Origin of the sequence: Streptomyces sp. NPDC057682 (genome assembly GCF_042799575.1) — a bacterium.
GTDB lineage: Bacteria > Actinomycetota > Actinomycetes > Streptomycetales > Streptomycetaceae > Streptomyces.
In genome coordinates, this window is the sequence record NZ_JBHVIN010000010.1 from 306,278 (window position 1) to 319,482 (window position 13,205).

At 72.7% G+C, this 13,205-nt stretch carries 11 protein-coding genes; 5 read left to right on the forward strand and 6 right to left on the reverse strand.

The features are described 5' to 3' along the window. Positions 1-70: 70 nt before the first annotated feature. Entirely contained in the window at positions 71-1,339 is a 1,269-nt protein-coding gene (locus ACFVDM_RS20500; protein WP_383641594.1) for an activator-dependent family glycosyltransferase, read from the reverse strand. A gap of 223 nt (positions 1,340-1,562) precedes the next feature. Between ACFVDM_RS20500 and ACFVDM_RS20505 the strand changes: the two genes are divergently transcribed. From ACFVDM_RS20505 to ACFVDM_RS20520, 4 genes are all read left to right on the forward strand, one after another. Continuing rightward, a complete protein-coding gene (locus ACFVDM_RS20505; RefSeq protein WP_383641597.1) occupies positions 1,563-2,576 on the forward strand; it encodes an NAD-dependent epimerase/dehydratase family protein in 1,014 nt (337 codons plus the stop codon). Then, complete coding sequence (gene rfbH, locus ACFVDM_RS20510; RefSeq protein WP_383641599.1) at positions 2,573-3,883, forward strand: lipopolysaccharide biosynthesis protein RfbH; 1,311 nt, start codon at positions 2,573-2,575, stop codon at positions 3,881-3,883. The genes ACFVDM_RS20505 and rfbH overlap by 4 nt, the downstream gene beginning before the upstream one ends. Before the next feature lie 134 nt (positions 3,884-4,017). Next, entirely contained in the window at positions 4,018-5,049 is a 1,032-nt protein-coding gene (locus tag ACFVDM_RS20515; protein ID WP_383641602.1) for a Gfo/Idh/MocA family protein, read from the forward strand. Beyond that, complete coding sequence (locus tag ACFVDM_RS20520) at positions 5,036-6,295, forward strand: macrolide family glycosyltransferase (protein ID WP_383641605.1); 1,260 nt, start codon at positions 5,036-5,038, stop codon at positions 6,293-6,295. The genes ACFVDM_RS20515 and ACFVDM_RS20520 overlap by 14 nt, the downstream gene beginning before the upstream one ends. A 213-nt stretch (positions 6,296-6,508) precedes the next feature. Here ACFVDM_RS20520 and ACFVDM_RS20525 read toward each other — a convergent pair whose 3' ends face one another. Both ACFVDM_RS20525 and ACFVDM_RS20530 read right to left on the reverse strand, forming a co-directional pair. Further along, entirely contained in the window at positions 6,509-7,372 is an 864-nt protein-coding gene (locus ACFVDM_RS20525) for a menaquinone biosynthesis family protein (protein WP_383641608.1), read from the reverse strand. A gap of 25 nt (positions 7,373-7,397) precedes the next feature. Next, positions 7,398-8,048 carry a class I SAM-dependent methyltransferase gene (locus ACFVDM_RS20530; RefSeq protein WP_383641611.1) on the reverse strand — a complete coding sequence of 217 codons (651 nt, stop codon included), beginning with the start codon at positions 8,046-8,048 and terminating at the stop codon, positions 7,398-7,400. Between the two features lie 196 nt (positions 8,049-8,244). On the opposite strand from ACFVDM_RS20530, the gene ACFVDM_RS20535 reads away from it, so the two are divergent. Then, positions 8,245-9,453: a macrolide family glycosyltransferase gene (locus ACFVDM_RS20535; RefSeq protein ID WP_383641614.1), complete on the forward strand. Its 1,209-nt coding sequence runs from the start codon at positions 8,245-8,247 to the stop codon at positions 9,451-9,453. A 48-nt stretch (positions 9,454-9,501) separates the two neighbouring features. On the opposite strand, the gene ACFVDM_RS20540 is transcribed toward ACFVDM_RS20535, so the two are convergent. The 3 genes from ACFVDM_RS20540 to ACFVDM_RS20550 all read right to left on the reverse strand — a co-directional run bounded on the left by ACFVDM_RS20540 (position 9,502) and on the right by ACFVDM_RS20550 (position 13,194). Then, positions 9,502-10,320, reverse strand: a complete 819-nt coding sequence (locus ACFVDM_RS20540) for a helix-turn-helix transcriptional regulator (protein ID WP_383641618.1) — start codon at positions 10,318-10,320, stop codon at positions 9,502-9,504. A 164-nt stretch (positions 10,321-10,484) separates the two neighbouring features. Next, positions 10,485-12,053 (reverse strand): bifunctional 3-(3-hydroxy-phenyl)propionate/3-hydroxycinnamic acid hydroxylase, encoded by a 1,569-nt coding sequence (locus tag ACFVDM_RS20545; protein WP_383641621.1) that lies wholly within the window; start codon positions 12,051-12,053, stop codon positions 10,485-10,487. Positions 12,054-12,252: 199 nt separating this feature from the next. Continuing rightward, positions 12,253-13,194 (reverse strand): hypothetical protein, encoded by a 942-nt coding sequence (locus ACFVDM_RS20550; RefSeq protein ID WP_383641624.1) that lies wholly within the window; start codon positions 13,192-13,194, stop codon positions 12,253-12,255. Positions 13,195-13,205: the final 11 nt, after the last annotated feature.

Sequence of the window (13,205 nt, forward strand, 5' to 3'; positions counted from 1 at the left end):
CGGTCGGGGACATGACCGGAGGGGGCCGAAGGCCCCGGCAATCAGCGGGGGAGCAGGACCGCCACGGTCCTCACGCCCGCCAAGGGGCCGCGCGGCGCTCCTCCGTCAGCCGTTCCAGGACCGGGACCACCTCGGACGGCGACGGGTGCGCCAGCGCCTCGTCGCGCAGCCGGGCGGCGTGGTCCGTGAACGAGGCGTCGGACAGGATCCGGGACACCTTCTCCACGACCGCCTCCGGCACCGCCCGGTCGTGCGGCAGGAGGAGACCGGCGCCCTGCTCCTCCAGACCGGCGCCCCGGTACAGCTGGTCGGCGACCGGAGTGGTCACGGTGAGCTGTGGGACGCCGTACACGAGGGCGTTCGCGTAGCTGCCGAAACCTCCGTGGTGGATCAGCAGCGAACAGCTCGGCAGCAGGGCGTGCAGCGGCACCGACTGCACCACGCGCACATTGCCGGGCACCGGGCCCAGCTCCTCGATCTGGGTGGGCAGCAGCGCGGCGACCACCTCGGCGTCCAGCTCGGCCAGCGCCTCCAGGATCTGCCCCTTGGGCACGTAGTCGCCGCCGTAGCGTTCGGTGTTGGAGGCGCCCAGGCTCATGCAGACCCGGGGCCGCTCCGGCGGGGTGCGCAGCCAGTCCGGGACGACCGCGGGCCCGTTGTACGGCACGAACCGCACCGGCGTCCGCAGGGCTCCCGTGTCCAGCGCCAGGCTCTCGGGCAACGGGTCCAGGGTGAGCTGACCGGTCGTGAACTCCTCGGTGAACGCCCCCCCGAACTCCTCCGCCCGGCCGCCCAGCCACTCGGCCAGCGGATCCCGGCGCTTGTCCTCGGGCACCCCCGCCGCCAGATCCCGGAACAGCCGGCGCTTCATCACCCACACGTCGGCGAAGCACAGCGACCGCACATGCGCGGCCCCCACCACACCGGCCACCAGCGGACCGGCGTACGTGAGCGGGTCCCAGACCACCAGGTCCGGCCGCCACGAGCGGGCGAAGTCCACCAGTTCGTCGATCATCGGCTCGTTGTACATCGCGCTGCCGTACGTGGCCATCTGGGCGCGTTCCAGCTCGTCCTCGTAACTGAGCTTCGCCGGATCCAGCTCGTTCCAGCTGGCCGCCTCCCACTCCTCCTGGGACTGGCGGTTCGACGTCATCGCCGCGCTGATGCCGTCGTTGCGGCCCGCCGCCACGGCCGTCATACCGGTCCGGGCGATCACGTCGACCAGTTCCTCGCAGCTGGCCACCCGGACCTCGTGACCGGCGGCCCGCATCGCCCACGCGATCGGCGTCATGCAGAAGAGATGGGACTTCTCGGGAATCGTCACGAACAGCACGCGCACGGCGGACTCCTGGGAGCGGCGAGGATCAGGGCCCTCCCCAGAGTCGTCCGGCCGTCGCGCGCGCGGCGGACCCGGACCGGTCATCGGGGGAAACACCCAGAGTTTGGGTGCATGGCACCGCCACGGGTGTGTGCATCCCGGCGGCGCGTGGATAGTGGCGGCACAGGCGACCGCCCGGCCGGGCCGTCGCTCCAACGGACCAGAGAATTCCGGGGACTCGACGATGGACCCAGTGGGTTCCGCCGGCCGGCCGGCCGCCGTGGTGCTCGGCGCCGGCGGCTTCGTCGGCCGCAATGTGTGCGCCGCGCTGCGCGACGCCGGGCGGCCGGTGGCCGCCGTCTCCCGTACCGGCCGCGGCCTGCCCGAAGGCTGCCGCCCGGTGGCCCTGGACCTCAACCGCGGCACCCCCGCGGACCTCGCCGCAGCCCTCGCCGACCTGCGCCCCGACCTGGTCGTCAACGCCGCGGGCGCCCTGTGGAACGTCACCGACGAACAGCTCACCGCCAGCAACACCACCCTCGTCGAACACCTCGTCGACGCCGTGGCCGCCCTGCCCGGAGCCGTCCGGCTCGTCCACATCGGCACGGTCTACGAGTACGGCGCCCACCCCGACGCGGCACTCGCCGAGACCCTGACGCCCCGCCCCGCCGGCCGGTACGCGCAGACCAAACTCGCCGCCACCGAGGCCGTCGTCCGCGCCGTCGCGCGGGGACGGATCGACGCCACCGTGTTCCGGATCCCCATCGCGATCGGCCCGCACGCCCCCGCCGCCGGACTGCTCGGCGGACTCGCCCGGCAGCTCGCCGCCCGCCCCGACGAGGTGCGCCTGCCGCCCCTGGACGGCGTACGCCGCGAGATCGTCGACATCCGCGACGTCGCCGACGCCGTGCTGTGCGCGGCGCGCGCCGGCTCCCCGCCCCCCGTCGTCAACATCGGCTCGGGCACGCTCGTCCCGGTGAGCGACGCGGTCGACGCGCTGATCCGGATCGCCGCGGCCGACGTGCCCGCCCCGGCGGTCCTGCGCGTCCCCGCGTCCGCCGACCGCCGCGACGCCGGCGCCGGCGAACGCCCCCTGGACATCGCGCTGGCACGCCGCGCCCTCGGCTGGGCCCCGGCCCGCACCGTCACGGACGCCCTGCACGCCCTGTGGGACAGCGTCCACGTACCCGTACCCGTACCAGGCCACCGCACCAGACCACCACACGACCACCACAGCGGACGAGGAGGGCATCCATGACGGACGCCGACGCGCGGTCCATCATCGAGCTGACCCGCAAATACCACCGGGACCAGGACACCTCCGGGCAGGAGTTCGTCCCGGGCGTCACCCCCATCCTCCCGGCCGGCGCGGTCCTCGACGAGGACGACCGCGCCGCGCTCGTGGAGCACGCGCTGGGCCTGCGCATCGCCTCCGGTGCCACCGCCCTGCGCTTCGAGCGGAAGTTCGCCAAGGCGGTCGGTGTCCGCAAGGCCCATCTGACCAACTCCGGCTCCTCCGCCAACCTGTTGGCGCTCGCCTCGCTCACCGTGCCCGAGCTGGAGGACCGCAGGCTGCGCCCCGGCGACGAGGTCATCACCGTCGCCGCCGGCTGGCCCACCACCGTCAACCCGATCATCCAGTGCGGGCTGGTCCCCGTCTTCGTCGACGTCGACCTCGGCACGTACAACACCACGCTGGAACGGGTCGAGGCCGCCATCGGCCCGCGCACCAAGGCCATCATGATGGCGCACACCCTCGGCAACCCCTTCCAGGCGACCGAGATAGCCCAACTCGCCGCGGACCGGGACCTGTTCCTCGTCGAGGACAACTGCGACGCCCTCATGTCGACGTACCAGGGCCGCAAGACCGGCACCTTCGGCGACTACGCCACCGTGAGCTTCTACCCGGCTCACCACCTCGCCATGGGCGAAGGCGGCTGCGTTCTCTCCAACAGCGTGGAACTGGCCCGGATCACCGAGTCGATGCGCGACTGGGGGCGCGACTGCTGGTGCGAGCCGGGCGAGGACAACAAGTGCCTCAAGCGCTTCACGTACCAGATGGGCGAACTGCCGCACGGCTACGACCACAAGTACATTTTCTCCCACATCGGGTACAACCTGAAGTCGACCGACCTCCAGGCCGCGCTGGGCCTCAGCCAGCTCGGCAAGGTCGACGACTTCACGGCCGCCCGCAAGCGCAACTGGCAGCGGCTGCGCGACGGACTCGAAGGGGTTCCCGGGCTGCTGCTGCCCGAGGCCACCCCCGGCAGCGACCCCAGCTGGTTCGCGTTCGTCCTCACCCTCACCGAGGACGCCCCGTTCCGCCGCGCCGAACTCGTCGAGTTCCTCAACGCCCGCCGCATCGGCACCCGGCTGCTCTTCGCCGGGAACCTGGTCCGCCACCCCGCCTACCTCGATGTCGAGCACCGGGTCAGCGGCGGACTGGAGAACAGCGACATCATCATGGAACGGACCTTCTGGATCGGCGTGTACCCGGGCATCACCGCCGAGATGACCGACTACATGGTCGCCTCCATCCGCGAGTTCGTCGGCAAGCACCACTGAGCGCGCCCGGCCCGGGGCCGCCCCGGGCCGGCCGCGCCCACGCACCGCAGCCAGCGAGAAGAGGGACACCATGCAGCCACCGCCCCGCACCACCGCGACCGCCCGCGTCCCGGACACGGCCCGCGGGAGGCGCCGTGTCTGACACCGAACCGACCGGCATCGCCGTCCTCGGCGCCGCCGACATCGCCTGGCGCCGCACGATCCCGGCCCTGCTCGGCTGCCCCCGGCTGCGGCTCGTCGCGGTCGCCAGCCGCACCCCCGACAAGGCCCGCGCCTTCGCCGACCGCTTCGGCTGCGAAGCGGTCACCGGCTACGAACGGCTCCTGGCCCGCGACGACATCGCCGCCGTCTACATCCCCCTGCCCAACGCCCTGCACGAAGCCTGGGCGGAGGCGGCCCTGCGGGCCGGCAAGCACGTCCTCGTGGAGAAGTCCCTCACCGTGAGCACCGCGGCCGCCCAGCACCTGGCCCGGCTCGCCCGGGAACGCGGCCTCGCCTTCATGGAGAACTTCGCCTTCCTCCACCACCCCCAGCACCAGCGCGTGCGCGACCTCGTCGCCGAGGGCGCCCTCGGCACCCCCCGCGTCCTCACCGCCTCCTTCGGCATCCCCAGGGCCGATCCCGCGCTCATCCGCTACAGCGTCCCGCTGGCCGGCGGCGCGCTCCGCGAGACCGGCTGCTACCCGCTGCGCGCCGCCCAGCTCTTCCTCGGCGACGGCCTCGACGTCCTCGGCGCCCGCCTCGGGTACGACGAGGACGGCGGCTGCGACATGTCCGGCTCCGTCCTCCTCGCCGACGACACCGGCCTCACCGCCCAGTGCGACTTCGGCCTGGACCACGCCTACCGCAACACCTACGCGCTCTGGGGCAGCGAAGGACGCGTCGAGGTCGACTGGGCGTTCACCCCGCCCCCCGGCCGGCCCACCCTGCTGCGCCTGCGCCGCGGCGAGCACACCGAGGACATCACCGTGCCCGCCGCCGACCAGTTCCTGCGCGCGGTCACCGCCTTCGCCGAGGCCTGCGCCGACCCCGCCGCCCGCGCCCCGCACGCCGCCGACGCCGTCCGCCAGGCCACCGTGCTCGCCACGGTCCTGGACCGGGCCGGCGCACCCGCACCCGCCCGGCCCGAACCGGCCGGGACCAGGAGGAGCCATGTCCCCGGCTGACCCCACCGCCCCCGGGCGGAGCGGACGCCATGTGCTCTGGCTGGGATTCCCCGCCTACGGGCACCTCAAGGCCACCCTCGGCATGACCGAGGAACTGGTGCGCCGCGGCCACCGCGTCACCTACGTCGTCTCCGAGCGCTACGCCGCCACCGTCGCGGACACCGGGGCCCGCGTCGTCACGTACGCCTCGGACTTCCCGCAGACCATCACCTCCGAGGAGAGCGCGACGACGATGCTCCTGGCCTTCCTCCGGGAGAGCTTCGCCCCGCTGGAAGCCGCCCTGGGCGCGGCGGCCGCCGACCCGCCCGACCTGGTCGTGCACGACGCCCTCGCCTCCGACACGGCCGCCGCCGTCAGCCGGCGCCACGGGGTCCCCCTCGTCCGGACCTACGCCGGATTCGGCGCCAACGCGCAGGTGCCGCAGAACGGCACCGAGGACGACCCCTCACGCGCCCCCGTCGACCCCGACGACCCCCGGCTGCGCGATCTGGCCGCCGAACTCACCGCGCGCGTCGAGGCGGCCGGTGTCGCCCCGCTGTTCGCCGACCGCCCCGCCGACGGCGACGACGCCGTGCTCAACCTCTCGTTCGTCGTCCGGGAGTTCCAGATGAAGGGCGACACCTTCGGCGACGACTACCTGTTCGCCGGCCCCTGTCTGCGCACGGCGGACTTCGACGGGGCCTGGGAACCCCCGGCCGGCGACCCGCCCCTGCTGCTCGTCTCGCTCGGCACCTCCGCCAACCGCCGCCCCGACTTCTTCCGGCGCTGCGCCGAGGCCTTCGCCGGCACCCCCTGGCACGTCGTCATGACGCTCGGCCGCGGCACCGACCCGGCGGACCTCGGGCCCCTGCCGCCCAACGTCGAGGCCCGCTCCTGGATCCCGCACCTCAAGGTCCTCGCGCACGCCACCGCGTTCGTCTGCCAGGGCGGCACCGGAAGTCTGATGGAGGCCTTCCACCAGGGGGTCCCGGCCGTCGTGGTGCCGCAGCAGCAGGACCAGAACGCCACCGCGCGGCAGGTCGTCGACCTCGGCCTGGGCCGCTCCCTGGACCCCGCCGACCTCGACGGGGAGACCCTGCGCGCCGCCGTCGAAGCCATCGCCGCAGACCCCGCGATACGCCGCCGCGTCGAAGCGCTCAGCCGGCACGTGCGCACGGCCCCCGGGGCCGGAGCCGTCGCCGACCGCCTGGAGGCCGTCATGGCCGCCCGCACCACCGCGGCGGCCCAGGGCCACGCGGCACCCTGACGGGAGCGGTCCTGGGCACGCCAGGGCGTGTGGTGAAAGTAGCGCCGTCCGCCCGTAGGGCGGGCTCGGCGGCGTCCGGTGCGTGCGATCGCAAGGCGGAGGGTCGCCCCGATACTGGATGTATCGGGGTGATCCCGACAACGCGGCGAGCGCGCGTGCCAGGCGTCGCCGAGCAGGCGGGACTTTCACCACACGCCCGGGGCCGCCCCCGCCTCACCGGGCGAAGGGCACCGGCTCCAGCGCGCCGGGCGGGAGCGCCGGAACGGCACCCGCCTCCGCCGCCCGCTCCAGAAGGGCGCGGACCGCGGCCAGCCCGCCCGAGCCGAGTTCCTCGGTGTACTCGTTCACGTACAGCTCGATGTGCTGCTTCTGCACCTCGGGCGCGAGCTCCTGAGCGTGGGAGCGCACATGCTCCCGCGACGCCTCCGGATCCGCCCAGGCGTGCCGGACGGAGGCGCGGACTGTCGTGGCCAGTTCCGCGAGCCGCTCGGCCCCCAGAGCGCGCCGGGCCACGATCGCCCCGAGCGGAATGGGCAGCCCGGTCCGCTCCTCCCACGCCTCGCCGAGATCGACGAGACGGTGCAGCCCGTACGTGTGGAACGTGAAACGGGCCTCGTGGATGACCAGGCCCGCGTCCACCTCACCGTCCCGGACGGCCGGCATGATCCGGTCGAACGGCATCACCACCGTGCGTATCTCCCGCCCCGGCAGGGCCTGTTCGACCCAGAGCCGGAACAGCAGGAAGGCGGTGGACCGCTCGGTCGGGATCGCGACGACGCGCCCGGCGAGATCACCGGGCGCGCAGGCCGTACGGGTGAGCAGCAGCGGCCCGCAGCCGTGGCCGAGCGCGCCGCCGCACGGCAGCAGCGCGTACCGGTCCAGCACATACGGCAGCGCCGCGTAGGAGATCTTCAGTACGTCCAGCTCGCCCCGTGCCGCCATCCCGTTGGTGACGTCGATATCGGCGACGGTGAGGTCGACGGGGGGCGCCCCGGGCAGCAGTCCGGCCGTCCACGCGTGGAAGGCGAACGTGTCGTTGGGGCACGGCGAATGGGCGAGTTCCAGAGGGCTTGCCATGATTCCTGTTCCTTCGGCGGAGCGGCTAGCGGGTCAGGTCCCAGAGGCCGAGGTACTTGTTGGGGGAGTTCTCCGGGATGAGGTCCAGCGGCTGCCCCAGACCGAACGGAGGCAGTGTCAGATCGAGCTTGGCGTGCCGCAGGCTCGGCTCCGCCATCCGCGCCCCGTTGGAGAACGCGCCCTGCTCGGTGACGGGCTCGCTGGCATAGCTCGTGGTGAGCAGATAGCGGCAGGAGCCGCGGAACCGCTCCAGCGCGGGCAGGATCATGTCGTTGGGCAGATGGATGAACACATCGCGGCAGATCAGCAGATCGGCCCGGCGCAGCACCGTCGACGTGATGTCGACGACCTCCAGCCGGTAGCCCCGCTGCCGCAGCTCGGGCCAGGTGGCCCGCTCGTGGACGTCGTAGCCGATGTAGTCGACGCCGTCGAGGTCCATCGTGCTCATCCACGCCAGGTCGCCGCAGCCGGCGTCGTTGAGCGTCCGCACGCCGTACGTCTCGATGATGGTGCGCAGGCCCTTGCGGACCAGCTGGGTGTGCGGCTCGCTGGAGCCCCAGCCGCAGACCGTGTCGGGGGCCTGGTCGGGCCATCCGCGTGAGAAGACCTCCAGTCCGGGGCTGCGCTCGTGCCGGTGGGATTCCCGTGGACCGGCGTAATCTGCAGGGTGGATCACGGCATCTCGCTCTCTCCTCGCGAACGGGTCGTCGGACCCACGGGAGCACGGCGCGCGCGCACGGAACCACACCGTCGGCAGGACACCAGGTGTTCTCCCGAACTCCACGGCGAACTGCAGCAACGGACTGGTGAAAGGCCCAGTGTTGGCCGGGCACGGGGGAGCCGGGAGTGCCGCCGCTGGCAAGCTGCTGGGCATGTCCTCGTACCATGTGGCGTTTCTGCCGTTCCCCGCGTTCGGACACATCAACACGACGCTTCCCGTCGTCTCGGAGCTGGTGCGCCGCGGTCATCGCGTCACCTTCGCGACCAACGCGCGCTTCGCGCCGCTGGCCGCCGCGGCCGGGGCGACCGTGCTGGAGTACGAGTCGTGGCTGGCCTCCCGCAAGCTGCCCGACCGGGTGGACGCCGACTACATGGTGCGCGAGCCGGTCCGCTCGATCGACGAGGCCATCGCGACCGTCCCGCTCTACGAGGCCGGCTTCGGCGACGACATCCCCGACGTGCTGCTCTACGACGTCAGCACCTTCGCCGCCGGACGGGTCCTGGCCCGCAAATGGCGGCGCCCCGCGATCGAACTGTTCGCGACCTTCGCCTCCAACGAGCACTACTCGCTGACCCAGCGGATCGGCGCGCTCTACGCGGACGAGATCGACCGGGAACACCCCGCGCTCGTCGACTTCTTCGTCAAACAGGGCAAGCTGCTCGGCGACCACGGCCTCGGCGACGTCACGCTGGAGGAGTTCAACGCGGCGGCCGACGACGCCAACCTGGTCTTCCTGCCCCGGCGCTTCCAGCCCGCCGAGGAGACCTTCGACGACAGCTTCGCCTTCGTCGGCGCCTGCCTCGGCGACCGCGGCGAGGACCCCGCCTGGCAGCCGCCCGGCGACGGCCGGCCGCTGCTCCTGGTCTCCCTCGGCAGCTTCAGCTTCGACCACCAGCAGGACACGCTGCGCACCTGGGCGGAGGCCTTCGACGGCAGCGACTGGAACGTCGTCGTCTCGGCCGGCGACCTGGCCGACCGCGACGACCTGCCCCCGGTCCCGGACAACGTCCGGCTGCACCGCTGGGTGCCGCAGCTGGCCGTCCTGGAGCACGCCGACGCGTTCGTGTCGCACGCCGGGATGAACAGCGTCATGGAGTCGATGTACTTCGGGACGCCGGTCGTCGCCGTGCCCCACATGCCCGAGCAGCGGCTCGTCGCCGACCGGATCCGGGAGCTGGGGCTCGGCGTCCACGTGCCGCGGGCCGAGGCGACCGGGGAGCGGATCCGCGCCGAGGTGGACCGGATCGCGGCCGACACGGGCATCCGCGACCGGGTCGGCTCGCTGAGCCGGGCGATGCGCGCCGTGGACGGGCCGGTGCTCGCGGCGGACTACGTGGAGAAGGTGGCCGCGCGCCGCTGAGCCGGATTGTGGGCCGCCCCCGGGGCCGTTGCGGGGGCGGGCTCCGGGTCAGCCGCCGTCCTGGCGGGCGCCCCGGGTGCGTTCGGCGCCCTGGCGGTCGGGGCGGATGTACTCGGGAAGGATCTTCGGCGGCCAGCAGCCGATGCTGAACATGCCCATCGAGTAGGCCTTCGCCGCCAGCGCGGTGCGGTTGGGCACCTTGAACTGCCGCAGCAGGATGCTCACGTGGTACTCGACGCCCTGCCGGCTGAGGAAGAGCTTGGCCGCCAGCCGTACGGTCGGATCGCCGGCCGCCACCCCCTCCAGGACCTTCGCGGTGAGCGCCGTCAGCTTGCGCTGCGAGCCGACCAGCTCCTGCCGGTCGTCGGCCGGCTCCTCCGGAGTGAACTGCGCCATGATCATCTTGACCCGGCCGCTCTCGTCCCGCACCGGGAACGCCGCGAGCTTGCCGGAGACCGCGGTGTCGTGGAACCACATCGCGATGGACCGGCTGATCACGGGCGCGTGGTGCTCCTGGACGAGCCGGCCGAACTGGCGCAGCACGTGCTGGCGCACGCTCGGATGCAGGAACTCCGCGAAACTCCGCTCGCGGATATCGTCCGGATAGCGGCCGCACTGCGTGCTGAACGCACTGTTGACGGACCGCACCCGCAGCGTCGGATCGAGTATCGCGAGCCCCACCCCCGACCGTTCGTACAGCGAGAGCACCACATCGCTGTACTCGTCGCTCCGGATCTCCGACGTGAACAGGGACGGTGTCGATTCCCGCACGTCGGCGACGGCGTGGAGCGGTCTTCGCGCGGGGACGGACTCGTCCCCGGCCGTCAGGGGAAAATCGTTCCTGGTGCTGGTCTCCGCATGGAACATGTCCGCCACACCTTCCCCGATTTGTGTGTATCGGTGAGCGCTCAGCAGCCTAGGAGCCGGTGGCTGGATACTGATGCAGTGCCGGTAGTGCGGGACTCGTGCGACGCTCGGTGATCAGCGTGGCGGACGTGCGGGACGTGGACAGCGGGACGGGTGACGCACCGTCACTTCCGGGCCGGCAGCTCCGCCAGCAGCCCGTTCAGCAGCGCGTCGGTCCCGGCCCGGGTCCGGGCCGCCCCGTACACATGGAAGTCCGGGCGGACCAGCGCCACCGGCGCCCCCACCTCGTCCCGCAGCCACTCCGCGTACGTGCCGTCGATGTCGACCTCCGGCGTCACATGGACGACCGAACCGCCCAGCGCCCCCAGCCGGTCCGCCAGCACCGGATCCACCAGCTCCGCCGGGTCCTGCGCGCACAGCAGCACGAACGCGCCCCCGCACAGCTCCCCGCCGCCCCCGCCCGTCCGGGCCTGCGGCACGATCCGGCTGTCCGCCCCCGCGAACAGCCCGGCCTCCGCACCGTCCCGGAACAGCCCCTCGCGCAGCGCCTCCTCACCGGGGCGCGCGAACGCCTCCGGATCGCGCGACGGCGCCTCGTCGGAACCGCGCACCGCCAGCAGGGCACTGTCCCGGTACCCCGCCACCGCCGGATCGACGATGCCGATCAGCTGCGCGAGGTTCACCGACATGTCGATGGTCCGCTGCGCGTCGGGCCGCCGCTCGGCCTCGTACGAGTCCAGGAGGTCCTCACCGGCCGCCCCCGACAGCACCAGATCCAGCTTCCACGCCAGGTTCGCCACGTCCCGGATCCCCGTGCACATGCCCTGCCCCGCGTGCGGCGGCATCACATGCGCGGCGTCACCGGCGATGAAGACCCGGCCGGGGCCCTCGGAGCGCCACCGGTCGGTGTTGCGGGCCAGACAGGTGTAAGCGACGTACCGCTGGAGCGTCGCGTTGCTCCGGTCGATCCCGAAGTGCGTCAGCAGCCGCCAGGCGTTCTCCACCGTGTCGAAGTCCTCGAAGGACTGACCGGGCATGCGGATGAACTCCCAGCGGCTGTGGGAGGGCCCGGCCGACAGATCGACCCGGGGCTGCGCCGGATCGGCGACCTGGACGTTCTGCGAGGGGAACTGCTCGGGGTCGTGCGGCATCACGTCGCACGCCATCCAGTCGGCCGCGTAGTCGGACGCCGAGACGGCGAAGCCCGCGTGGTCGCGCACGAAGCTGTTCGCGCCGTCGCAGCCCACCAGCCACCGCGCCGTCAGCGTCCGCTCCCCGTCCGCCGAGCGCACCGTCAGATGGACGGAGTCGTCCTTCTCGGTCAGCCCGACGGCCTCGTAGCCGCGCAGCACCGTGAGCGACGGCAGTTCGTCGCCGCGCCCGACCAGCGCGGACTCCAGGCCCGGCTGGTAGAACGAGGTCGCCTCCGGCCAGCGGTAGCGGTCGTCCTGGTTCAGCTCGAAGTGCATCAGCGTCTGGCCGTCGCCGTTGACGACCACGTAGTCCTTGGTCGGCTCGCTGACCGGGAAGAGCGCGTCCGCCACACCGATCGTGCCGAGGATCCGGCCGACGTGACGGTCGAAGGAGACCGCCCGGGGCAGGTTGTAGGGCTCCAGATACTTCTCCACCACGGTCACCCGCCAGCCGCGCTGGGCGAGCAGGATCGACAGAACCTGCCCCACAGGGCCGTACCCGACTACCAGGACATCCGTGTCCGCCGCGTCATCAGTCACGCGCCCGACGGTATTTCAGCGGGGCGCGCGGTGGGCCGCGCGGAGCGGGGGACCGGGACAAGAACCAGACATGCCCGGCGCACGCTTGACGCACCAGGCCCGCACCCTCCCGGCCCGTTCCGGTCACCGGACCGTCGCGGCCTCGGGCCGTCGTGGACTCGGACCGTCGCGGCCACCGCGCGGGCCGGCAACCGGACCGTCAGCCGCGCCCGTACCGCTCCGCCATCGCGTGGAAGACCCGCTTCGGCTCCCAGCGGACCGCGTCGAGCATCCGGACCACACCGTACGACGTCGGATCGGCCTCGCCGGGCCGGTCGTAGCCGGCGAAGGAGAACCAGAGCGCGGTGTCCACGCCCTCCTCCTCGAAGACCGTCAGCAGCTCGTCGAGATAGCGGACCTGCTCGTCCTCGTCCGGCACCACCCCGCCCGGCGGCAGGTTCCACGCCATCCCCCCGAGATCCCCCGCGCCCCGGTAGGCGCACGTGCCGAACTCGGTGACGGCGACGGGCTTGCCGTGGCGGAAGAACTCCCGCAGGTGCGTACGGAACGTACCGGCGTTGTGCGCCGCGCGGTAGGCGTCCGTGCCCACGAGATCGAACGGCTCCCAGTCCACCGCCTCCCACGGACCCGAGGCATACGTGAGCCGCCCGCCGAAACGCGCCCGCACGGTCGCCGCCGCCTCGGCCAGAAGGGTGTTCACCCGCTCGGACACCCGGTCCAGCGACGACCACCACTGCGGATCGGACGCCATCGTGTGGATGCGGTGGCCGAAGGTGTTCCCGGGGAAGAAACCGCCGCAGAACACGCTGATCTCACAGCCCGTCACGAACACCACCTCGGCACCCGCGCTCCGCACGCCCTCGGCCCGCCGCGCACAGTCCGCGAAGAACGGCAGCAGGGCCCCGGCCGGCAGATCGACGGGGAACGGCGCGAACCACACCTCCAGACCCGCGTCCGCCGCGCACCGGGCCGCCAGCTCCAGCCGCTCCGGCTCCCGCCCCGACACCCGCACCACATCGCAGTGCAGCTCGTCCGCGATCACCGCCATCTCGCGCCGGACCACGTCCGGACGGAAGGACGTACGGGTGAACTGGTCCCCGGGAAGGAACCCGGTGTCGTAGTTGATGCCGCGTGCGCGCACGTCGATGCCCC